General features: G+C 62.3%; 21 protein-coding genes and 1 pseudogene. 14 read left to right on the forward strand and 8 right to left on the reverse strand.

The genetic code is table 11. The features are described from left to right. Positions 1-60 precede the first annotated feature (60 nt). A complete protein-coding gene (locus P1U55_RS02160; protein WP_301045841.1) occupies positions 61-1,302 on the forward strand; it encodes an Hsp70 family protein in 1,242 nt (413 codons plus the stop codon). A gap of 52 nt (positions 1,303-1,354) precedes the next feature. Here the strand turns inward: P1U55_RS02160 and P1U55_RS02165 are convergent, their stop codons facing one another. Together P1U55_RS02165 and P1U55_RS02170 are read right to left on the reverse strand one after the other, a co-directional pair. Beyond that, entirely contained in the window at positions 1,355-1,885 is a 531-nt protein-coding gene (locus P1U55_RS02165) for an adenine phosphoribosyltransferase (RefSeq protein ID WP_301045842.1), read from the reverse strand. Positions 1,886-1,889: 4 nt separating this feature from the next. After that, complete coding sequence (locus P1U55_RS02170) at positions 1,890-2,255, reverse strand: HdeA/HdeB family chaperone (RefSeq protein WP_301045843.1); 366 nt, start codon at positions 2,253-2,255, stop codon at positions 1,890-1,892. Positions 2,256-2,554: 299 nt separating this feature from the next. Here P1U55_RS02170 and P1U55_RS02175 point away from each other — a divergent pair, with 299 nt between their 5' ends. Beyond that, positions 2,555-4,144, forward strand: a complete 1,590-nt coding sequence (locus P1U55_RS02175; protein ID WP_301045935.1) for a SulP family inorganic anion transporter — start codon at positions 2,555-2,557, stop codon at positions 4,142-4,144. A gap of 141 nt (positions 4,145-4,285) precedes the next feature. Here the strand turns inward: P1U55_RS02175 and P1U55_RS02180 are convergent, their stop codons facing one another. Then, positions 4,286-5,521, reverse strand: a complete 1,236-nt coding sequence (locus P1U55_RS02180; protein WP_301045844.1) for an aspartate kinase — start codon at positions 5,519-5,521, stop codon at positions 4,286-4,288. 134 nt (positions 5,522-5,655) lie between these two features. On the opposite strand from P1U55_RS02180, the gene P1U55_RS02185 reads away from it, so the two are divergent. Continuing rightward, complete coding sequence (locus tag P1U55_RS02185) at positions 5,656-5,904, forward strand: DUF465 domain-containing protein (RefSeq protein ID WP_301045845.1); 249 nt, start codon at positions 5,656-5,658, stop codon at positions 5,902-5,904. Between the two features lie 54 nt (positions 5,905-5,958). Here P1U55_RS02185 and P1U55_RS02190 read toward each other — a convergent pair whose 3' ends face one another. Both P1U55_RS02190 and P1U55_RS02195 read right to left on the reverse strand, forming a co-directional pair. Then, positions 5,959-7,350 carry a short-chain fatty acyl-CoA regulator family protein gene (locus P1U55_RS02190; protein ID WP_301045846.1) on the reverse strand — a complete coding sequence of 464 codons (1,392 nt, stop codon included), beginning with the start codon at positions 7,348-7,350 and terminating at the stop codon, positions 5,959-5,961. Positions 7,351-7,403: 53 nt separating this feature from the next. After that, positions 7,404-8,621: a multidrug effflux MFS transporter gene (locus P1U55_RS02195; RefSeq protein ID WP_301045847.1), complete on the reverse strand. Its 1,218-nt coding sequence runs from the start codon at positions 8,619-8,621 to the stop codon at positions 7,404-7,406. 191 nt (positions 8,622-8,812) lie between these two features. Between P1U55_RS02195 and P1U55_RS02200 the strand changes: the two genes are divergently transcribed. The 7 genes from P1U55_RS02200 (at position 8,813) to P1U55_RS02230 (ending at position 14,822) form a co-directional block, all read left to right on the forward strand. Continuing rightward, positions 8,813-10,345: an acyl-CoA carboxylase subunit beta gene (locus P1U55_RS02200; protein ID WP_301045848.1), complete on the forward strand. Its 1,533-nt coding sequence runs from the start codon at positions 8,813-8,815 to the stop codon at positions 10,343-10,345. 223 nt (positions 10,346-10,568) lie between these two features. Then, positions 10,569-10,946, forward strand: coding sequence for a DUF6497 family protein (locus P1U55_RS02205; RefSeq protein ID WP_301045849.1), 378 nt, complete (start codon positions 10,569-10,571; stop codon positions 10,944-10,946). Positions 10,947-11,166: 220 nt separating this feature from the next. Further along, complete coding sequence (locus P1U55_RS02210) at positions 11,167-11,289, forward strand: hypothetical protein (protein WP_301045850.1); 123 nt, start codon at positions 11,167-11,169, stop codon at positions 11,287-11,289. A 72-nt stretch (positions 11,290-11,361) separates the two neighbouring features. Continuing rightward, a complete protein-coding gene (locus P1U55_RS02215; RefSeq protein ID WP_301045851.1) occupies positions 11,362-11,745 on the forward strand; it encodes a hypothetical protein in 384 nt (127 codons plus the stop codon). Between the two features lie 361 nt (positions 11,746-12,106). Then, complete coding sequence (locus P1U55_RS02220) at positions 12,107-12,307, forward strand: YMGG-like glycine zipper-containing protein (protein WP_301045852.1); 201 nt, start codon at positions 12,107-12,109, stop codon at positions 12,305-12,307. 128 nt (positions 12,308-12,435) lie between these two features. Then, positions 12,436-14,436, forward strand: a complete 2,001-nt coding sequence (locus P1U55_RS02225) for an acetyl/propionyl/methylcrotonyl-CoA carboxylase subunit alpha (RefSeq protein WP_301045853.1) — start codon at positions 12,436-12,438, stop codon at positions 14,434-14,436. Continuing rightward, positions 14,436-14,822, forward strand: coding sequence for a hypothetical protein (locus P1U55_RS02230; RefSeq protein ID WP_301045854.1), 387 nt, complete (start codon positions 14,436-14,438; stop codon positions 14,820-14,822). The genes P1U55_RS02225 and P1U55_RS02230 overlap by 1 nt, the downstream gene beginning before the upstream one ends. Before the next feature lie 10 nt (positions 14,823-14,832). Here the strand turns inward: P1U55_RS02230 and P1U55_RS02235 are convergent, their stop codons facing one another. Then, positions 14,833-15,327, reverse strand: coding sequence for a DUF4174 domain-containing protein (locus P1U55_RS02235; RefSeq protein WP_301045855.1), 495 nt, complete (start codon positions 15,325-15,327; stop codon positions 14,833-14,835). Positions 15,328-15,426: 99 nt separating this feature from the next. On the opposite strand from P1U55_RS02235, the gene scpA reads away from it, so the two are divergent. From scpA to P1U55_RS02255, 4 genes are all read left to right on the forward strand, one after another. Next, positions 15,427-17,556 (forward strand): methylmalonyl-CoA mutase, encoded by a 2,130-nt coding sequence (gene scpA, locus P1U55_RS02240; protein ID WP_301045856.1) that lies wholly within the window; start codon positions 15,427-15,429, stop codon positions 17,554-17,556. A 488-nt stretch (positions 17,557-18,044) separates the two neighbouring features. Beyond that, complete coding sequence (locus P1U55_RS02245) at positions 18,045-18,716, forward strand: molecular chaperone DjiA (RefSeq protein ID WP_301045857.1); 672 nt, start codon at positions 18,045-18,047, stop codon at positions 18,714-18,716. A 16-nt stretch (positions 18,717-18,732) separates the two neighbouring features. Beyond that, entirely contained in the window at positions 18,733-19,770 is a 1,038-nt protein-coding gene (locus P1U55_RS02250; protein ID WP_301045936.1) for an endonuclease/exonuclease/phosphatase family protein, read from the forward strand. Between the two features lie 30 nt (positions 19,771-19,800). Next, positions 19,801-20,244, forward strand: coding sequence for a hypothetical protein (locus P1U55_RS02255; protein ID WP_301045858.1), 444 nt, complete (start codon positions 19,801-19,803; stop codon positions 20,242-20,244). Positions 20,245-20,257: 13 nt separating this feature from the next. On the opposite strand, the gene P1U55_RS02260 is transcribed toward P1U55_RS02255, so the two are convergent. Further along, on the reverse strand, positions 20,258-21,799 hold the full coding sequence (locus P1U55_RS02260; RefSeq protein ID WP_301045859.1) for a Ppx/GppA family phosphatase: 1,542 nt from the start codon (positions 21,797-21,799) through the stop codon (positions 20,258-20,260). Between the two features lie 58 nt (positions 21,800-21,857). Then, a pseudogene (locus P1U55_RS02265) lies at positions 21,858-22,289 on the reverse strand (RNA degradosome polyphosphate kinase); the annotation flags it as partial.

Consider the following 22,289-nt stretch of genomic DNA (forward strand, 5'->3'; position numbering starts at 1 on the left):
CGGCTTGCCCATGCCCGGTTTCTGCTCTATCTGCCTCGCCTTTCCCGCAGGAGGCGCGCGATGCAGACCAACACTCTGGCGATAGATTTTGGCACCTCGAACTCTGCCGCCGCGCTGGCGTGGGAGGGCGGTGTGTTTCGGGTGCCGGTGGAGGAGGGGGCCGAAACCTTGCCGACGGCGGTTTTCTTCCCCGAAGGCGGCGGGTCGATGCGGATTGGCGCGAAAGCCGGGGCGGCGCTGGTTGCGGGCGACGAGGGGCGCTATATGCGCGCGCTGAAAAGCGTGCTGGGGGTGCCGCTGTTTCATGAGAGCCGGTTGATCGAGGGCAAGCGGCGCACGCTTGCCGATGTGGTGGCGGCGTTTATCGCAGAATTGAAGGCGCGGGCCGAGGCGGCGACCGGGCAGCGCTTTTCGCGGGCGCTTTCGGGGCGTCCGGTGCGGTTTCATTCGGAGGATGCGGGCAAGGATGCGCAGGCCGAGGTGGACCTGCGCGGCTGCTACCTTGCTGCCGGGTTTGACGAGGTGGAATTTTTGGCCGAGCCGGAAGCGGCGGCCTGGGCGTGCGCGGGAATGGGCGGGGCCGAGGGGCTGGGGCTGATCGTGGATATTGGCGGTGGCACCTCGGATTTCACGGTGTTTCGCAGCGAGGATGCGGGGCGGATAAAGGTGCTGGCGAGTCACGGGATCAGGCTGGGCGGCACCGATTTTGACAGGGCCATTTCGATGGCGCAGGCGATGCCGCTTTTGGGCCTTGGCAGCGAGTTGCGCCGGGAAATGGGCGCGGGGTTGCTGCCGGTGCCGCGCGCGCCTTTTGGCGATTTGGCGACATGGGCTAAGATCCCTTTCCTTTACACCCCCGAAACGCGGCGGATGGCGGCGGATCTGGTGAAATTTGCGGTTGAGCCGGAGCGGCTGGAGCGCTTTGCCACGGTGTTGGAGCTGGAGTTGGGCCATGAGCTGGCCTTTGCGGTGGAGCGCGGCAAGATCACGGCGAATGGCGGCGCGGCGGGCGAAATTGCCATGGGCTTCATCACGCCGGGCCTTGCCGCCGGGGTGACGGCAGAGGAAATGGGCGCGGCCCTGGGCGTGGCGCGGGAGGCGCTGCGCGAGGCCATGGGCGAAACGCTGGCGTTGGCCGGGGTGGGCGCGGGCGAGGTGGCGCGGGTGATCCTGGTGGGCGGCTCCAGCCTGATGGGGCTGGTGGGCGAGGAAGCCGAGGCGCTGTGCCCCGGTGCGGCGCAGCTGAGATCAGAGGCGTTCACGGCGGTGGTGGACGGGCTGGCGCTTGCGGCGCGGGGTTAGGTAGGGGGCTTTGGAGCCGTGGGGGGTGGTGGGTTTCACCCACCCTACGGCGTTAGTCGCCCGCGAAGGAGGTGAGCGCGTGGACCTCCATGCCCATCGCCTCAAGCCGGGCGCGGCCGCCCAGATCGGGCAGATCAATGATGAAGGCACAGCCCACGATCACCCCGCCGAGCCGCTCAACCAGTTTGATCCCGGCCTCGGCGGTGCCGCCGGTGGCCAGAAGATCATCGACCAGCAGGATGCGCTCACCGGCCTGAATGGCATCGTCATGCACCTCAACCACCGCTTCGCCGTATTCCAGCGTATAGGCCTCGGAGATCACCGGGCCGGGGAGCTTGCCCTTTTTGCGGATCGGCACGAAGCCTGTGCCAAGCTGGTGGGCGATGGCGCCGCCAAGGATGAAGCCGCGCGCCTCAAGGCCGACGACCTTGTCGATCGGCTGGCCCGCGTAGGGGTGGAGCATTTGGTCCACCGCCAGCCGCATGCCGCGCGGGTCGGAGAACAGGGTGGTGACATCGCGGAACATGATCCCCTCATGCGGGAAGTCAGCGATGGTGCGGATGTAATCGGCAACGGTTTTCAAGGGGTTACTCGGCGGCGGGGGTGTCTTCCCCCGCGGTTTCCTTGAGGGTGTTCTGCAAGATCGCCTCGGTCACCTGAAAGAGCATGGCATTGGGGTTTTTCTGGCATTCGGCGAGGGTGATATCGACGATCTTGATGCCGCCGACCTCCTGGAGCTGGTCAAGGAACCCGGTGTCTTGATCGAAGCTGGATTTGGACCAGTAGCCAAGAATCCAGCCCGCGACCTGGCCCTTGTCGGCGGCGTTATCGGTGAGGAAGGCGGCGCGGGCGCGTTCGCAGGTCCAGCGGCCAGAGCCCATGACATAGGCCTCGGAGAGGGCGGGAAGGGTGGTGGCGACGAGGGTCGCGGCGGTGATGATAAAGCGGCGCATGGAAATCTCCCTGATTGGTTGGCCTATTGGTAGCGGGCGGGTGACGTGATGGGAAGGGGGCACCAGAGCAGGGGCGTGGTGATCCTGCGCCGGACCGCCGCCATGCGCGCCCCGGAGAAGGGGCGAGAGCGGGCAAAAACCTGTTGCCAATCGGCGCGCCGGGGTGCGCTGGGGCTTCACCCTGTGGCGCTATCGTGGTAGCGGCGGCGCAGCGAACTGCAATTCATTCCGGAAACAACACGATGACCGAGACTCCGCGTCCGGGTGCGAACCCCTACTCGGCCTTTGCCAAAACCCTGATGCCGCGCCTCAACAAAGGCGAAGAACCCTTTGCGGGGATGATCAAAACCGAGATCCTTTCGGGGTTGACCGTGGCGCTCGCACTGGTGCCCGAAGCTGTGGCTTTTGCCTTTGTGGCGAACGTGCACCCGCTGGTGGGCCTTTACGCGGCCTTCATCGTGGGGCTGATCACGGCGGTTTTCGGCGGCCGTCCGGGGATGATTTCGGGGGCGACAGGGGCGCTGGCGGTGGTGATGGTGGCGCTGGTGATGGATCACGGCGTGGAATACCTGTTTGCCACCGTGGTGCTGATGGGGATTTTGCAGATCGCCGCCGGGATCTTCAACCTTGGCCGCTTTATCCGGCTGGTGCCCCATGCGGTGATGCTGGGCTTTGTGAACGGGCTGGCGATTGTGATTTTCCTGGCGCAGTTGACCCAATTCAAGGTGCCGGGCGGGCATGGCGAGTGGCTTACCGGCTGGCCGCTGATGATGATGCTGGGGCTTGTGGGCCTGACGATGCTGGTGATCTGGGGCCTGCCCAAGCTGACCACGGCCATCCCCGCGCCGCTGGCGGGCATTGCGGTGGTGGCGATCATCGTGATCGTGTTCAACGTGCCGGTGCCGCGGGTGGGCGATATGGCCTCGATCTCGGGCAGCTTCCCCGAGTTCCACATCCCCTTTGGCACGGGCGAGGGGATTTATGGCACGCCTCTGGCGCCGCTCAACTTTGAAACGCTTTACATCATCTTCCCCTATGCGCTGATCCTCGCGGCGATTGGCCTGATCGAGAGCCTGCTCACGCTGAACCTTGTGAACCAGATGACCGACCAGCGCGGCGGGGCCTCCAAAGAGTGCATCGCCCAGGGCGCGGCCAACACGGTGACGGGCTTCTTTGGCGGCATGGGCGGCTGTGCGATGATTGGTCAGTCGATGATCAACGTGCGCTCCGGCGGGCGGCATCGCCTGGCGGGGATCGCGGCGGCGCTGTTCTTGCTGTCGTTCATCCTGTTTGCCAGCCCGCTGATCGAGCAAATTCCGCTGGCCGCGCTGGTGGGCGTGATGTTCATGGTGGTGATTGGCACGTTCGCCTGGAACACCTTCCGGATCATGCGGGTTTCGACCCGGTTTGCCACCTTTGTGACGCTGCTGGTAACGGTGGTAACGGTGCTGGAAGACCTCGCCGTGGCGGTGGTTGTGGGGGTGATCGTTTCGGCGCTGCAATACGCCTGGGTCAACGCCCGCCGGATCAGCGCCAAAACCTACACCACGCCAGAGGGTGCCAAGGTGTATCAGGTAGAAGGCCCGCTGTTCTTTGGCTCGGCTGATGGCTTTTCAGAGCTGTTCACCCCGAAGGAAGACCCGAAACTGGTGATCGTGGACTTTGCCGAAAGCCGCGTGGCGGACCAATCGGCGCTATCGGCGATCGAGGGCATGGCGAAGAAATACCTGGAAGAAGGCAAGGAGCTGCATCTGCGCCACCTGTCGAAGGACTGCCATGCGCTGCTCAGCCAAACCGGGCTGATCGTGGATGAAAGCGATGATGACCCGGATTACCAGGTGGCGGCGAATTATCCGGTGCAGACAGGGCTGTTTGGCGACGCGCACTAGCGCGTGTTGCTGAACCGTGTGAACCTGTTTTGAGCTTTTCGAACAGGCGAAATCAATAAGTTAGGGCGCGTTGGCAGGGCCTTGCGAGGGTGGTGGGGCGCGTCGGGGTGTGGCCCCGACGGCCCGCAACAGCTTTGAGGCTCAGGCTTTTTCCAGCTCGAAGGCATCGTGCAGAGCTTGCACGGCGAGTTCGGTATATTTGCGATCCACCAGCACCGAGATCTTGATTTCGGAGGTCGCGATGACCTTGATGTTGATGCCCTCATCGCGCAGCGTTTGGAACATTTTGGCGGCGACGCCGGACTGGCTGCGCATGCCGATGCCGACCACCGAAATCTTGGCAACCTCGGTATCGGCGACCACTTGGCGGAAGTTCAGATCGCCCGCTTCCTTGGCATCGTTCAGCGCCTTTTCGGCGCGTTTCACCTGCGCCACCGGGCAGGAGAAGGTCATATCGGTGCGGCCTTCTTCAGAGATGTTCTGGATAATCATATCCACATTCACCCCGGCCTCGGAGAGCGGGACGAAGATGGCGGCGGCGATGCCGGGGCGGTCGGCCACGGAGATGAGTGTCATCTTGGCTTCGTCCCGGCTGGCGGCGACGCCGTTCACGGCTTTGCTTTCCACGATATCCTCCTCGGCACAGATCAGCGTGCCTGCTTCATCGGATTGTTCTTCAAAACTCGACAGCACGCGCAGGCGCACATTATAGCGCATCGCCAGCTCGACCGAGCGGGTTTGCAGCACCTTGGCGCCAAGCGAGGCCAGCTCCAGCATCTCCTCGAAGGCGATGCGATCAAGCTTGCGGGCCTTGTCGGTGATGCGCGGGTCGGTGGTGTAAACACCATCGACATCGGTATAAATATCGCAGCGCTCGGCCTTGAAGGCGGCGGCAAAGGCGACGGCGGTGGTATCAGAGCCACCCCGGCCCAGCGTGGTGACGCGGCCATCGGGGCCGATGCCCTGAAAGCCCGCCACAACGGCAACGCGCATACCCTCGCCGAACTTGGTGTTGATATTCTCGGTCGCGATCTCTTCGATCCGGGCGGCGGCATGGGCGCCGGTGGTGCGCAGCGGCACTTGCCAGCCCTGCCAGCTGCGCGCGGGCACGCTCATTTCCTGCAAGGTGAGCGCCATCAACCCGGCGGTCACCTGCTCGCCCGAGCTGACCACGGCATCATACTCGCGGGCATCGTAAAGCTGCGAGGTTTCCTCGACATAGCCGACGAGTTTGTTGGTTTCGCCCGACATGGCCGAGACGATCACGATCACATCGTAGCCAGCGGCCACCTCGCGGCCCACGCGCTTTGCGGCGCGGCGGATGCGATCAAGAGTGGCGACAGAGGTGCCGCCGAATTTCATCACCAGAAGCGGCATGGCGCTCCCTCTTACCTAGGGTCTGGCGCGGAATTAGGCCCTTGGCGGGGCAGTTGCAAGGGGATGATCTGTGTCAAGGTGAGGCGGCGTGGGGCGGGTTACCCTTGGGCGAACAAAACAAGGAGGAGCGCATAATGTCTCAAAACACGCCACATGAACTGGCCGAAGAATTCCCGGACAAGGCAGAGGTGATCTCTGAGCTGAAGGAACACGACGCGCATTTTGCCAAGCAGGTGGAGCGCTATCACGAGGTGAACCGCGACATTCACCGCGCCGAAACCAATGTGGAGCCGACGGATGATTTGCACATGGTTGAGATGCGCAAGGAGCGGTTGGCCCTGAAGGATGCCATCGCGCTGGCCTTGGGCGTTACTGAAGCCTGAGCCAAGGGGTTTGCCCTGATTATAAAGGGCGTGGGGGAGACCTTGCGCCCTGTTTTACGTTTGGTTGCTTTCGATCTCGTAAGGCAGCAATCCGCGGCTGTTGAAATCGACCCGAAGGCGCTTTTCCAGCGGCGGAACGGACCGCTGGTGGCAATTGGGGCGCTCGCAGATGCGGCAGGAGATGCCGATCGGCTCAAAGGCCTCGGCGCGGTTCACTTCCAACCCATCGGCAAAGACCAGCGCCTCGGCGTGGGTGACTTCGCAGCCCAGTGCGATGGCATAGCGGCGCACCGGGGCGTGAAAGCTGCTGCCGGGTTTTGACACGTCGCAGGCGAGGTTGATGTAGCGAACGCCGTCTGGAGTTTCGGCGAGTTGGGTGAGGAAGCGGCCCGGCGTTTCAAACGCGCGGTGAACGTTCCAGAGCGGGCAGGCCCCGCCGAACCGCGCGAATTGCAGGCGGGTGGCGGAGTGGCGTTTGGTGATGGTGCCGGCCTGATCGACCCGCACAAAGAAGAAGGGGATGCCCTTGGCGCCGGGGCGTTGAAGCGTGGAAAGCCGGTGCGCGACCTGCTCGATGGAGGCGCCGAACCGGTTGGCAAGCTGAAGGAGATCGTGGCGGGTTTCGCGGGCCGCCTCCAGAAGGGCGACATAGGGCATGAGCGCCGCCCCGGCGAAATAATTGGCCAGCCCGATCTTGGCGATGGCGCGGGCTTCGGCGGTTTGGAAGCGGGCAAGATCCAGCGTGGCATCGAGCAGGTCGTTCTGGGTGAGCAGGGCCAGTTGGTGGAATATCTGAAAGCGCCGGGTGGCCGGGCTGCTGGCGGCGGGCAGGCTGAGGCGGCGGCGGGCGGGGTCATAGTGGCGTTGGGCCGGATCGGCGCTTAAAGAGAGGGTTATGCCCGCTTCTTCAAGCCGGGTTTGGGCAACTTCGGCCCCGCTGTTAGAGCCAAAACGCTCTGCGGCGCGGTCAATCGCGTCAATGTAATTGTCGCAATAGTGAAAGAAATCGCGCACCTCTTCCCAGGGCGAGATCGGCGCGGTGCCGCCCGTGCCCATGGCCTCATCAAGCAAGGCGAGGCGCTCGTGGCTTTGCCGGTGGGCGCGGTGAAGCTGAAGAAAGGCGCGGGCCAGCGCGGGGGCGTTGGAGGCGGTGAGGCGCAGATCGGCGAGCGGAGGTGTATCGGAAAACACCGGATCGGCGAAGGCTTCGCGCATGTCTGTGACCAGGCGTTCGGTATCGCCTGAGGAAAGCTCGGTCACGTCCTGGCCAAACTCCTGTGCCAGCGCCAGAACCACCCGCGCCGATACCGGGCGGTTGTTGTTTTCCATCTGGTTCAGATAGGGCAGAGACACCCCCAACTTGGCGGCAAAGGCCTTTTGGGTGAGATCAAGGCGGGTGCGGATTTCGCGCAGCTTGGCGCCGGCGTAGAGCTTTTGCGTGGGCATGGCGGCATTTTGCAGATTCGCGCGGGCTGCGCCAGTGTTTGCAAAGCCGGGGATCAGCCGACGCCAAGCTGCCTTGTGCGCCAGATCACGAGGAGGATGGCAAGGAAGCCCGACACGGCGCTGCACAGCATGATGATGAGCAGCGGCAGGGGGTTGGTGCTTACCCCCAGCATCGTTGCCGACAGGGCCGAAAGCGCCGCGCCGCTGCCGATCATCAACGCGCCGCCAAGGCCCGAGGCCGATCCGGCGAGATCCGGGCGGACGGAAACGATACCGGCGTTGGCGTTGGGCATGACAAGGCCATTGCCAAGGCCGACGAAGGTGAAGAAGGCGAAGAACAGGATAGGATGGTGCATCCCGGCGAGGAAGAGCAACAGGTGGGCGCAAAGGCCGGTCATCGTGATGATCGCGCCCCAAAGCACCATTCGGTTGATCCCGATGCGGGTTGAGAAGGCCCCCGAAAAGCCATTGCCGATCAGGTATCCCACGGCGCAAAAGCCAAAGAGCGCGCCCATGGTGGCAGGTTCCAGCCCGAAGTATTTGACCGCTAGAAATGGCGCGCCCCCCACATAGGCAAAGAAGGCCCCCGAAGCGCAGGCGGCCGAAAATGCATAGCCCCAGAAGCGATAGGAGGTGAGCAGGGCTGGGTAGCCGCGAAACTGCTGGGAGAAGCGGGCCTGGCGGGATTGCAGGGTTTCGCCAAGATCGAGCAGGACCATTCCGAGCAGGACAAAGCCAAAACCGGCCATCAACCAGAAACTCGACCGCCAGCCAAACCAGCCATCGAGCAGCCCACCAATGGCTGGCGCGACCATGGGCACCAGCGACACACCCATGGTCACCCAGCCCAAGGTGGAGGCCGCTTGCTCCATTGGCACCACATCACGGATGATCGCGCGCGACAGCACAATGCCCGAGGCGACAACGGCTTGGCACAAGCGGAAAAACAGGAAGGTTTCGACCGTGGTGGCATAGATGCAGCCAAGGGTGGCGGCGGCGTAGATCACCAGTGAGCCGATCAGCACCGGGCGGCGGCCAAACCAATCAGACAGCGGCCCGATCATGATTTGCAGCACCGCATTGGCCGCCAGAAACAGCGATACGGCGAGGCCCATTCGCCCTTCGGTGGTGTTGAAATAGACGGTCATGGCAGGCAGCGAGGGCAAGAACATATTCATCGTCAGCGGCGTGATCGCGGCGATCATGACGAGGGTGAAGGCATGTGGAGGTGTGCTGCGGTCCGCAAAACGGACGGAATGACCATAACTCATGAATCGGACCTAAGAGAGGCGGGAAGTTTTGTCTAGGTATGGGGGTAGGGGAGCCTGCGGGCCAGCGGCGTTTGCATATTTGCACTTAGCACGTTCGCCATTGCCAAGGATTTGCAAATTTTCCCGATTCCGCTTGGGCGGCGGCGGCATCCCCATTATAGAACGGGAAATTCATCCCGGGGAGACCAGCCATGACGAATATTCTGGAGCAGCTTGAGCACCGCCGCGAAGAAGCCCGGCAGGGCGGTGGCCAAAAGCGCATTGACGCGCAGCACGCCAAGGGCAAGCTGACGGCGCGTGAGCGGGTGGAACTGCTGCTCGACGAAGGCTCGTTCGAAGAGTTTGATATGTTCGTCGCCCACCGTTGCACCGATTTCGAGATGGAAAACCAGCGCCCGGCGGGGGATGGTGTGGTGACCGGCTGGGGCACCATCAATGGCCGGATCGTTTATGTTTTCTCGCAGGATTTTACAGTGTTCGGCGGATCGCTCAGCGAGACCCACGCGCAAAAGATCTGCAAGATCATGGACATGGCCGTGCAAAACGGCGCGCCGGTGATTGGCCTCAATGACTCGGGCGGCGCGCGTATCCAGGAAGGTGTGGCCTCACTTGCGGGCTATGCCGAGGTGTTCCAGCGCAACATCATGGCAAGCGGGGTGGTGCCGCAGATCAGCGTGATCATGGGGCCGTGTGCCGGTGGGGCCGTTTACTCGCCCGCGATGACCGACTTCATCTTCATGGTGAAGGAAAGCTCTTACATGTTCGTCACCGGCCCCGATGTGGTGAAGACCGTGACCAACGAGCAGGTGACCGCAGAAGAGCTGGGCGGGGCCTCGACCCATACCAAAAAATCAAGCGTGGCCGACGGGGCCTTTGAAAACGATGTGGAGGCGCTCACCGAGGTGCGCCGCCTGGTGGATTACCTGCCGCTCAACAACCGTGAAAAGCCGCCGGTGCGCCCGTTCTTTGATGCGCCCGACCGGGTGGAAAAGAGCCTGGATACGCTGGTGCCGCAAAACGCCAACAGCCCTTATGACATGAAGGAGCTGATCACCAAGGTGGGTGATGAGGGCGATTTTTACGAGATCCAGCAGGACTTTGCGAAGAACATCATCACCGGGTTCATCCGCCTTGAAGGACAGACGGTGGGCGTGGTTGCCAACCAGCCGATGGTGCTGGCGGGGTGCCTTGATATTGACAGCTCCCGCAAGGCGGCCCGCTTCGTGCGCTTCTGCGATGCCTTTGAAATTCCGATCCTGACCTTTGTGGACGTGCCCGGCTTCCTGCCCGGCACCAGCCAGGAATATGGCGGGGTGATCAAGCACGGGGCGAAGCTGCTCTTTGCCTATGGCGAGGCGACGGTGCCCAAGGTGACGGTGATCACCCGCAAAGCCTATGGCGGCGCCTATGACGTGATGGCCTCAAAGCACCTGCGCGGTGATTTCAACTATGCCTGGCCAACCGCCGAGATCGCGGTGATGGGGGCCAAGGGGGCGGTGGAAATCCTGCATCGCTCTGATCTTGGCAATGACGCCAAGATCGCGGACCACACGAAAGACTATGAGACCCGCTTTGCCAATCCGTTTGTGGCTGCCGAGAAGGGCTTTATCGACGAGGTGATCCAGCCGCACTCGACCCGCAAGCGCGTGGCACGGGCTTTTGCCAGCCTGCGCAACAAGAAGCTGACAAACCCGTGGAAGAAGCACGACAATATTCCGCTGTGAATGAGCGCCCGATTGCCGCTACCCGTTGAGGGGGATGGTTTTTATGAATGAATCATGCATGATGCATTTTATCGCGCCCGTCCGCCCGGAGGTGCGCTTACCAGGATTTGGCCGCATAAGTCGCCTTTTGAAGACGCGTGGCCAGTGCCCGAACGCGTGCGTTCGGCAGCGCCGCGTTGGGGAGGGGAGGCCCCGGCGCGGCGTCCTATTGGCGCTACTGGCAATGACGCTTCCGGGGCTGACCGCGGCAAGCGGAGCACAGGCCGCCAGCGCGCCCGAATGGACGACCTTTCATGATGCCAGAATCGAGCAGCACAGCAGCGCCGCGGCAGGCGAAAAAGAGCAATGGTTGGTGATCCGCTACCTCGCGCCCGAGATCGCGCGGGACGGGGGCAGCAAGGGCTATGAAGAAGCCGTCGCAGCGATGGATGCGCTCTGCGAAGGCCCCGGTCTGGCGACCGTGCGGGCCTATGAATCACCCGTGCAGCAAATCGTCGTTACCTTGATGGACAGAATCGTTGAATGGGGCGAAGCCACACCTGAGGCAACGCAGTTCATTGCCACCTATGCCGTGACCGAGGCGGGATGCGAGTGGCAATGATGCAAGAAATAGCCAATAAAACAAGGCAGAGTCAGCACAAGCGTGGGGTGTTTGATGCAAACACGTCACAGGCGGCATACCCGGCGCTTGAGGCCTGTTTTTCCAACAATATTTGCATTAATGTTGAGACTGGCCAGACCTATTTGGCTGTGACTCAGAATGAGGGACCTGGGGAGTGTCAAAGCTTTCTGCTTACCTCGCAGATAATTAGGAGACAGAGATGTCCAAGAGCATCAAAACCCTTCTCGCCGTTGGTCTCGTTGCCTTCGTGGCTGCTTGCGCCCAGCAGGACGAGCCCGTTGAAATCGAGATCATCGACGAGCCGACCTACGAGAAGTACTAAACTTCTTAGGGGGCAGGCGTTCGCGGCTGCCCCCAAACGACCCATCCGCCCCCTCACCGGGAGGGTTGGCGCATGTTGAAACATCGCGGCTTTCCGGGCCGCCTCCCCGGCACTGATTTCCAATTCACCATCCGCAGGCCAGCCAAGAAGGGTGTGACCCCTTTGAAAGCGCGTGAACGCTATGCTGATCGGCGTGCCGCAGACCGGCGGGCTGATTCGGGGTTCATGGCCGCACTTTGGCACCATTTCGGGGAAGAGCCGTTTGAGCGGGGCAACCTGGATGCGGGGCGGCTTTCATGGCTGTTCGGGCGCGAGGTTGTGCCTGCCGAAGACCCGTTTGATCCCGCCAGCTATGATGCCTTGCTCAAAATCGATGCCGACAGGGCGCGCGCCGCCTTCCCCGAAGCCTTTGATCCCAACTTGTTTGAGGAAGACGACGACGAGGACTGGGCATGAATTTGCTGAGAACACGCCCCCTTTGGCAGGAATCAGCCCAAAATTGCCCTTGCGGCAACCGACCCTTGTTTGGGTGCGTTGGGTCTGCAAATGTCGGCGAAGGATCGGCGTTCTCCAGCAAGTTTGTGTCGATTCTGAAAAGTCAAAACCGTTACCCTTCCCCTTTAGTGTGGTTCAACTCCCTTGGAGTTGGGCCACACTTCTTTTTTGTGCTGTCACGCCCACTTACGCGCGCCCTTATGCGGAAGACCGCCGAAGGGAACGCGCGTTTTGCCAAGTCACGCGAAATTGCCTTTCCCGGTGATTCGTTTTGCTGTAATATCCTGCCCATAAAGAAAAAAAACACTCGAGGCAGACAGCAATGCAAAAAATCATCTGGGCCGTGGCCCTTCCTTCCGCGTTTCTCCTTTCCGGTTGCCTTGAAAGCGACGTTCAGCGTGCCGCCGTTGGCGCAGGCGTTGGCGCTGTTGCAGCCGAAGTCACCGACAATGATCCGCTCGTTGGCGCGGCCGTTGGCGCGGGCATTGGGGCCCTTTCCGACGAGATCGCAGACGCTTTCTAAATTTGTTCGTGCCCTGAGCGGCGCGGACCACCGAACAGAACCAAGCGTCATCCGGGCTGCCTGCCCGGGTGGTGCTTTTTCGTATGCCTACGTCCCATCCATGGGGCCAATACCCAGAGGAACACCAGATGTTTGACAAAATCCTGATCGCCAACCGGGGGGAGATTGCGTGCCGGGTCATCAAGACGGCGCGTAAGATGGGGATCAAGACGGTCGCTATCTATTCGGATGCGGACAAGCACGCGCTGCATGTGGAAATGGCCGACGAGGCCGTGCACATTGGCCCGCCGCCCGCCAACCAGAGCTATATCGTGATTGACAAGGTGATGGAGGCGATCCGCCAGACCGGCGCGCAGGCGGTGCATCCGGGCTATGGGTTCCTGTCGGAAAACCCGAAGTTTGCCAAGGCTTTGGAGGCCGAGGGCGTGGCCTTTATCGGCCCGCCCGTGGGGGCGATCGAGGCGATGGGAGACAAGATTACCTCGAAGAAGATCGCGCAGGAGGCCGAGGTTTCGACGGTGCCGGGCTACATGGGTCTGATCGAAGACGCCGAGGAGGCGGTGAAGATCTCCAACAAGGTCGGCTACCCGGTGATGATCAAGGCGAGCGCCGGCGGCGGCGGCAAGGGGATGCGGATCGCCTGGAACGATGACGAGGCGCGCGAGGGCTTTCAAAGCTCGAAGAACGAAGCGGCGAGCAGCTTTGGTGATGACCGGATTTTCATTGAAAAGTTCGTCACCCAGCCGCGCCACATTGAAATTCAGGTGCTCTGTGACACCCATGGCAACGGGATTTACCTGGGCGAGCGCGAGTGTTCGATCCAGCGCCGGAACCAGAAGGTGATTGAAGAGGCGCCAAGCCCGTTTCTGGATGAGGAAACCCGCCGGGCGATGGGCGAGCAGGCGGTGTCTCTTGCCAAGGCGGTGGGGTACGCCAGCGCGGGCACGGTGGAATTTATCGTGGATGGGGAGAAGAACTTTTTCTTCCTTGAGATGAACACCCGCCTTCAGGTGGAGCATCCGGTGACCGAGTTGATCACCGGCGTTGATCTGGTGGAGCAGATGATCCGCGTGGCCAATGGCGAGCCGCTTTCGATCACCCAGGACGAGGTGAAGCTGAACGGCTGGGCCATGGAAAGCCGCCTTTATGCCGAGGACCCCTATCGCAACTTCCTGCCGTCGATTGGCCGCCTGGTCACTTATCGCCCGCCGGAGGAAGTGTCGGAGAAAACCCGTGCTGTGCGCAACGATACCGGGGTTTTCGAGGGCGGCGAGATCAGCATGTATTATGACCCGATGATCGCCAAACTTTGCACCTGGGCGCCAACGCGCGCGGAGGCGATCGAGGAGATGCGGGTGGCGCTGGATACCTTCGAACTGGAGGGGATCGGGCATAACCTGCCGTTCCTTGCCGCCGTGATGGACCACCCGAAATTTACCAGCGGCAACATGACGACCGCCTTCATTGAGGAAGAATTTCCCGATGGATTTGAAGGCGTTGAGCTGGGTGAGCTTGATAAGCGCCGGGTCGCGGTGGCGGCGGCGGCAATGTACCGCATGACCGAAATCCGGCGCACCCGTGTGAGTGGCCGGATGGACAACCACGAGCGCCATGTGGGCGAGGATTGGGTTGTTTCCATCGGCGGCGAGACCTTCCAGCTGGTGATTGCCGCCGATAAGGACGGCTCGACCGTGACTTTTGCCGATGGGGCCTCGCATCGCATCACCTCGGACTGGTGTCCGGGGCAAACGCTGGCGCGCATTCAGATTGATGGCGCGATGATGGTGCTGAAAGTGGGCAAGCTGGTGAGCGGTTTCCGCATTCGGTTCCGGGGCGCGGATATGCCGGTGAAGGTGTGGACGCCGCGCCAGGCCGAACTGGCCGCGCTGATGCCCGAGCGGGTGGCACCGGATACCTCGAAGCTGCTGCTTTGCCCGATGCCCGGCCTGATCGTGAAGGTTGATGTGGCCGAGGGCGACGAGGTGCAGGAAGGTCAGGCGCTTTGCACCGTTGAGGCGATGAAGATGGAGAACATCCTGCGCGCCGAAAAGACCGGCATCGTGAGCAAGATCAACGCCGGGCCGGGTGACAGCCTTGCCGTGGACGATGTGATCATGGAGTTCGAATAATGGCCGACTGGCGCCTCTGGGGGGCCACGTTGCTGGCCTATGCCTCGGGCGCCGGGGTGGCTTGGGCCACCTTCATGATCCTTGGCGCCTACTACTGGGGCGACGGGGTGAACGACCTGATGGTTGCCTCGTGGCTGGTGGCCGGTGGGGTGCTGGGCTTTCTGGTATTTGCCGTGATGGGCCAAAGCCTTGCCGGGCGGTTTGGCGCGCGGCTCAACTGGTGGCTGATGGGGCTGATCGCCACCATCGTCGCCACGGTGATGCTGGCAGCCCTTGTGATGCAGGGGATCGTGACGCTGATCCAAGGGCTTGTGGTGGTGGGCCTGCCGTTTTTTGTGCTGGCGGGCTATGGGCTGGGGCAGCTTGAAAAGAAGGTGGGGGCATGAGCGCCCAAGCTCACCTTTGGCGCAACTCGTCGCGGCGCAGCGGCCATTTGTCGATGGAGCGGGTGATTTCGCGCACGTCCCAGGGGAAGGGTTTGCGCAGCTTGACCTGCCCGTCCTTGCCGATCAGCACCAGCATGAAGCCACGCGGGCGCAGCTTGGTGCGGATGGCGGAATTGGCGGCGGGGTCGGCATCGGTGATGATGACCACGTCACGATCAAGCAGCGCATCGGTGCGGGCGGCGAGCAGCTCTAACTGTTCGGCAAAGCGCGGATCGGCAGGCGTATCGGCGAAGACCACGACGGGGCGGCGCAGCCAGAGAAATTCGGCCAGGTCGGTTTCGCTGGCGTCGAGCACCGCCAGCGCGTTGGCGTCTCGCACGGCTTCGCCTGCCTCGGCGGCGATCGCATCGTCCTCGGCCCCCGGGCTGACAGCGACGACGCCGGTTTCTTGCGCCATCGCAGGCATGGCCAGAGAGGCCAGAAAGATAAATGAAATGAGCCGCATGATGTCTCCTCTGCCAAAAGATATAGGCGCAGGCGGGCGGAATGCGAAGGGGCCGATGCTGGCCGCGACGAATTGACGGACCTGAGATAGGAGGCTCCGATGAGCAAGAAAACTGACGCATGGAAAACGATTGCCGAGAAGGAACTGCGGGGTAAGCCGCTGGAGGGGCTGGATTGGGAGACGCTGGAAGGCATCACCGTGAAGCCGCTTTACACCGAGGAGGATGTGGAGGGGCTGGAGCATATGGGCTCGATCCCCGGCGAGGCGCCTTTTACCCGCGGGCCAAAGGCCACGATGTATGCGGGCCGCCCCTGGACGATCCGGCAATATGCGGGCTTTTCGACCGCTGAGGAAAGCAACGCCTTTTACCGCAAGGCGCTGGATGCCGGGCAGCAGGGCGTGAGCGTGGCCTTCGATCTGGCCACCCACCGGGGCTATGACAGCGACCATCCGCGCGTGGTGGGCGATGTGGGCAAGGCCGGCGTGGCGATTGACAGCGTTGAGGACATGAAGATCCTGTTTGACGGTATCCCGCTCGACAAGGTTTCGGTGTCGATGACGATGAATGGCGCGGTGATCCCGATCCTCGCCAGTTTCATCGTGACAGGCGAGGAGCAGGGGCATGATCGCGCGGTGCTGTCGGGGACCATTCAGAACGACATTCTGAAAGAGTTCATGGTGCGCAACACCTATATTTACCCGCCTGAGCCTTCGATGAAGATCATCGCGGATATCATCGAATACACCTCAAACGAGATGCCGAAGTTCAACTCGATCTCGATTTCCGGCTACCATATGCAGGAAGCGGGCGCGAACCTTGTGCAGGAGCTGGCCTATACGCTGGCCGATGGGCGCGAGTATGTGCGCGCCGCAATCGAGGCCGGGATGGATGTGGACAAGTTCGCCGGGCGGCTGAGCTTTTTCTTTGCCATTGGCATGAATTTCTTCATGGAGATCGCCAAGTTGCGGGCCGCACGCACGTTGTGGCACCGGATCATGACGGAGTTTGGCGCGAAGTCCGAACGCAGCAAGATGCTGCGCACCCACTGTCAAACCAGCGGCGTGAGCTTGCAGGAGCAAGACCCTTATAACAACGTGATCCGCACCGCCTATGAGGCGATGAGCGCGGTGCTGGGGGGCACGCAGAGCCTGCACACCAACGCGCTGGATGAGGCGATTGCCCTGCCGACCGAGTTTTCGGCAAGGATCGCGCGCAACACCCAGCTTGTCCTTCAGGAAGAAACGCAGGTGACCCGCGTCGTTGATCCGCTGGCCGGGTCTTACTATGTGGAAAGCCTCACCAACGAGTTGATCGAGCAGGCCTGGGCGCTGATGGAAGAGGTCGAGGGCATGGGCGGCATGACCAAGGCCGTGGCCTCGGGGATGCCCAAGCTGCGCATCGAGGAAAGTGCCGCACGCCGCCAGGCGATGATCGACCGGGGCGAGGAAGTGATTGTCGGGGTCAACAAATACCGCAAGGACAAGGAAGACCCGATCGACATTCTGAATGTTGATAACGTGGCGGTGCGCGAAGGGCAGGTCAAGCGGCTGGAGAGCATCCGCGCCAGCCGTGACGAAGCCGCCTGCGAAGCGGCGCTGGCCGAGCTTGAGCGCTGCGCCAAAGACGGCGGCAACCTGCTGGAAGCCGCGGTAGAGGCCGCACGCGCCCGCGCAACTGTTGGGGAGATCAGCATGGCGATGGAAAAGGTATTTGGCCGCCACCGGGCCGAGGTGAAGACGCTCGCAGGGGTTTATGGCAGCGCCTATGAGGGCGACGAGGGATTTGCCGCGATCCAGAAGGACGTGGAAGCCTTTGCCGAAGAAGAAGGCCGCCGCCCGAGGTTGCTGGTGGTGAAAATGGGCCAGGACGGGCATGACCGGGGGGCCAAGGTGATTGCCACCGCCTTCGCCGATATCGGCTTTGACGTGGACGTTGGCCCGCTGTTTCAAACGCCCGAAGAGGCCGCGCAGGACGCGGTGGACAACGATGTGCATGTGGTTGGGATTTCGTCTCAGGCGGCCGGGCACAAAACGCTCGCCCCCAAGCTGGTTGCGGCGCTGAAGGAGGCGGGCGCGGAGGATATCATTGTGATCTGTGGCGGGGTGATCCCGCAGCAGGACTATGATTTCCTGTATCAGAATGGTGTGAAGGCGATTTTTGGGCCGGGCACGAACATTCCGGCGGCGGCGGCAGATGTGCTGAAGATCATCCGCGACACCCGCGACTAAGGGGCCTAGAGCGTGCCGCGTTCATTCGAATTCACGCGACACGCTCTAACTTATTGATTTCGCATGTTCGAGAAGCTCAAAACCGGTTCCCACTTTTGAGCAACATGCTCTAGCCCGGCAAAACAGGGAGGCGCGGCGCTCTTGATCGAGGGCCGCGCCTTTTGCTTGCTTGGGGATTGGATATTTGCAGCAAGAAAATGAGGCGGGTTGCACGGCGCGGCGGATGCTGGCCTGATGGGGCGCATGGTAGCTCTTGATCATATCGCCGTGCTTTCGAGGACGGGGTGATCCATGATCCCTCCAGCGGTGGGCTGGCGGCGCTGATTGACCATCCGGAAGGGCCGAAGGGGCTGCGTTAAACGTTCGGCGGCCATTGCGCTGGCACCTCAGCCGGGCGAGGTTGGGTGGACGTTTAGCCGCTGGCACGATTTTGTTTTGATGCAGAAATTCCTGTGACGCGCCGCGTGCCAGCCATTAAGGTAGCGCACATGTCGATCTGGACGCGCATAGGAGATGCCCTTGGGGCTTTGCGGGCGGGCGAGGGGCTTTCGGAGGTGTTTGATCGCCTGCGCACCCCGCCGGAACGCACGGTGGGTTTTACCATTGCCGTGATCGCGCTGGGGGCCAAGATGGCCAAGGCAGACGGGCAGGTGACGCGCGATGAGGTGAAAGCTTTCCGCGAGGTTTTTACCATTCCCGAGGGCGAGGAAAACAACGCGGCGCGGGTGTTTAACCTCGCGCGCCAGGATGTGGCGGGTTTTGAGGAATACGCCGCCCGCATTGCGCGGATGTTTGACAGTGGCCATGGGGCGCTGGGCGACCTGCTGGAAGGGCTGTTTCACATTGCGATGGCGGATGGGGAATATCACCCGAAGGAAGATGATTTTCTGACCCGCGTTGCCGAGATTTTCAAGGTCGACGAGCGGGAGTTTCGCTCGCTGCGCGCCCGGTTTGTGCCCGATGCAGAGCCTGATCCCTATGATGTGCTGGGGGTGCCGCATGACGCCTCCCCAGAGGAAATTCGGGCGGCATGGCGGCGGCAGGTGCGTGAAAGCCACCCTGATGTGATGATCGCGCGGGGGGTGCCCAAAGAAGCGGTGCGCATGGCCGAAAGCCGGATGATCGCCCTTAACCGCGCCTGGGAAGAGATTGGTGACTGAGGCCGTGCAGAGACCGCTGCGGATTGCCACCTACAATGTGGAGTGGTTTGACGCGCTGTTTGATGACGAGGGGATGCCGATCGCCGATGAAGTGTGGTCGCGCCGCTATGACGTGACCCGCGCGGCGCAGCTTGAGGCGCTTGGCATCGTGTTCACGGCGCTCGATGCCGATGCGGTGCTGGTGGTTGAGGCGCCTGACCACGGCAAGAACGGGCGCACGATGATGGCGCTGGAAGCCTTTGCCAAGCTGTTTGATCTGCGCGCGCGCAAGGCGCTGGTGGGCTTTGCGAATGACACCCAGCAAGAGATTGCGCTGCTTTACGACCCGGATGTGATTGCGGCCCGCCATGTGCCGATGGGCGAGGAAACCGGCAAGAAAGGCTCAAAGGACGCGCCGCGATTTGACAGCGTGTTCCGGATTGATCTGGATATTGACGCCCGCGAGGATTTGGTGCGCTTTTCCAAGCCGCCGCTGGAGGTGGAGCTGCGGGTGGCGGGGGAGGTGATCCACCTGATCGGGGTGCATATCAAATCAAAGGCGCCGCATGGCGCGGGCACCGCCGAGGAGGCGACCCGCATATCCATTGCCAATCGGCGCAAGCAGTTGGCGCAATCAATCTGGCTGCGCCGGAGGGTGGAGGCGCATCTGGAAAGGGGCCACAAGCTGATCGTGCTGGGCGATTTCAACGATGGTCCGGGGCTGGATGAATATGAGGCGCTGTTTGGCCGCTCGGGGCTGGAAATTGTGCTGGGGGTGGATGCGCCCGGGCATTTGCGGCTGGTGGACCCGCACGCGCGACGGGCGCTTTCGGGCGGGTATTTGCAGGCGCATGACACGTCGGCAAGGTTTTATATCCACGAGGAAAAGCGGTATCTGACGGCGCTGCTCGACTATGTGATGCTGTCGCGCAACCTGAGCGATCAGGCGTTGGAGTGGCGCATTTGGCACCCGTTTGACGACCCGCGCTGTTACTCGGTGCCAGAGCTGCGCGAGGCACTGTTGATGGCCTCTGATCACTTCCCGGTTTCGGTTGATCTGCTGCCGGGGCTTTGAACGACTCGGGCGAGCGCCTATATTCATGCCATGAAACAGATTTGCGCCGCCGCCCTCATCGCCCTGCTTGCCACGCCTGCGCTGGCTGAAACGGTGCGCCCCCGCCCCCTGGATTCGCAAGAGACCGAACGCGCCGAGCCGCGCGAGGACGGCGATATGGAGGAGGGGTTCAACCTTGTAGAAAAGGGGCTGACGCTGTTTTTCAAGGGGTTGGCGGAGGAGATGGAGCCAGCGCTGCAAGATATGGCCCGCGAAATGGAGCCTGCCTTGAAGCGGCTGGCCGAAGAATTGGGGCCGGTGCTGGCCGATCTTTCGGAGATGATTGACGAGATTGACCGCTACCATCCGCCCGAAAAGCTGCCCAATGGCGATATTATCCTGCGCCGGAAAACCGAAAATGATCCGGCACCGGATGGGCCGCTTGAAAAAATTTACCCCAGGCCGATTGATCCCGACGGCGAGATCGAGCTTTGAGGGCTTTGCGGGGTTAATCGCCCGCCAGGCGCACCTCGGTTTCGCACTCAAGCGCGGCGGCGAGTGACATGAAGCGCGCCTCGGCGACCTCGCCATAAAGATCGGCGGCGGCGCGGGGCAGGATGAGGCGCAACTGGCGCTTTTTGGAGCGGTAATCGAGGCGGCCCATATGATCGGGGTTGTTGGCGGAGAACATCGCCCCAAAGCGCATGGCCTTGCCCAGAACAGCCGCCTGATGGCGGTCCTTCTCGGGCAGCCGCTCGACCATTTCCAGCAGGTGGCCCGAAGGCTCGGCATTGCGGTAGCGGTGCAGCAGCGCGAGGCCCACAAACACCCGACCGGGATGATCAATGCCGCCAAGGTTGGAGCGGGTGGCGTTATCAAAGCAGATTTCACCGCGATAATCGGGGTGGGCGCGCCAGCTGACATCATGCAGCAGGCAGGCGGCGCGAATCAGGCGGCGGCGCTCATCACGAGTGCGCCGGAACAGCGGGCTGACAAATTCGTAAAGGGTGTTGCCAAAGCCGGGCATCCGCGCGCTTTGGGCTTCGTTGAAGTGGCAGGCCTCGATCAGCGGATCACGGGCGCGGATCATCTCGGACATTTGCTCATAAAGCATGCCCTCGCGGATGCCGTAGGCGGAAATCCAGATTTCGCGCGTGCCGAAGGCTTTCATCAGCCGCCGCAGCACCTCTCCGGCGATGGGAACCAGCGCGATCCGCGCCGCAGACAGGCCCGCCTCGCGGCGCAGCACTTCAAAGTCCTTGCCCTTCAGCCAATCAAGCGTTTTGCGGGCCTGGGCCGGGGTCATGTGATAATCGTGCAGCACGGCGAGCGGGTAGCCGCGACGGTGCATATCAAGCTTGGCGATGGCCCGCCACGAGCCGCCCACGAGATAAAGCCGCTTGTGTTTGGGGATTTCGGCGGTGAGGCGGGCGAGAACCTGATCAATCTCGGCCCGGCGGGCCTTGCGACCGCCCTTGATGGTTTTGAGCCTCAGCGGGCCAAGCGAGGTGGAGGCGCAGGGGCCAACACCGGTGCCATCAAGCAGCGCCAGTTCCATCGACGAGCCGCCGATATCGCAGGCCAGACCGGCGGCGCCGGGCCAGCCAAGCAGCACGCCCTGGGCCGACAGGCGCGCCTCCTCTTCACCGCTCACCACATAAACAACGAGGCCGGTGCTTTGCTCGATTTCCTCGCAGAACGAGGGGCCATCCTCGGCGTTGCGAACGGCGGCGGTGGCGGCGGCGGTGAGGGTGGGGATTCCCATGCCCTCGGCCAGCGTCACGAAGCGGCGCACGGCGGCAAGGGCGCGTTGGCGGCCCTCCGGGTTGAGCCGCCCGGTTTCCCCCATGCCCGCGCCAAGCCCGCACATGACCTTTTCGTTGAAAAAATACGCCGGGCTGCGCGCCGCGCCGTCAAAGATCACAAGGCGAACGGAGTTTGAGCCGATGTCGATCACCCCAACCCGAGACAGCGCCTGCGCTTCGGGATGGTCATAAATCGGTCGGCCAAAAGGGCCCCAGTTGCGCTGTTGCTCGGCTGATCCGTCCATGGTTATCCCCCGGTGTTGGCAACCGCCCCTCAGTGATAGAGGGCGCGGGCAGGCGAGGTCAATCTTTCGCGTGAGTGAGCTCGGGCACATCTGCCGCCCCAGCCGATCCGCGCCCCGAAAGGGAGGGGTTTTCCATGAAGAACCGGTGGCAACTGAACAGCTGGGTGTCTTTGGTGATTGGCGGGCGGGTGAAGCTGCCATCGGGCTGCATGACCCAGCTTTGCGCGGTATCGGCCATGTTGGCGGCCATCACCTGCTCGGTGATCTGCGCCTTCACGGTGGCATTGGTGCATTCCACCAGCGTTTCGACCCGGCGATTGAGGTTGCGGCCCATCCAATCGGCCGAGGAAATGAACACGCGCGCCTTTTTGGAGGGCAGCCCGTGGCCATTGCCAAAACAGACGATGCGCGAGTGCTCAAGAAACCGCCCGACGATGGATTTGACCCGAATATTGCCGCTAAGCCCCGCGATTCCGGGGCGCAGCCCGCA

Source organism: Vannielia sp., assembly GCF_029212645.1.
Lineage (GTDB): Bacteria > Pseudomonadota > Alphaproteobacteria > Rhodobacterales > Rhodobacteraceae > Vannielia.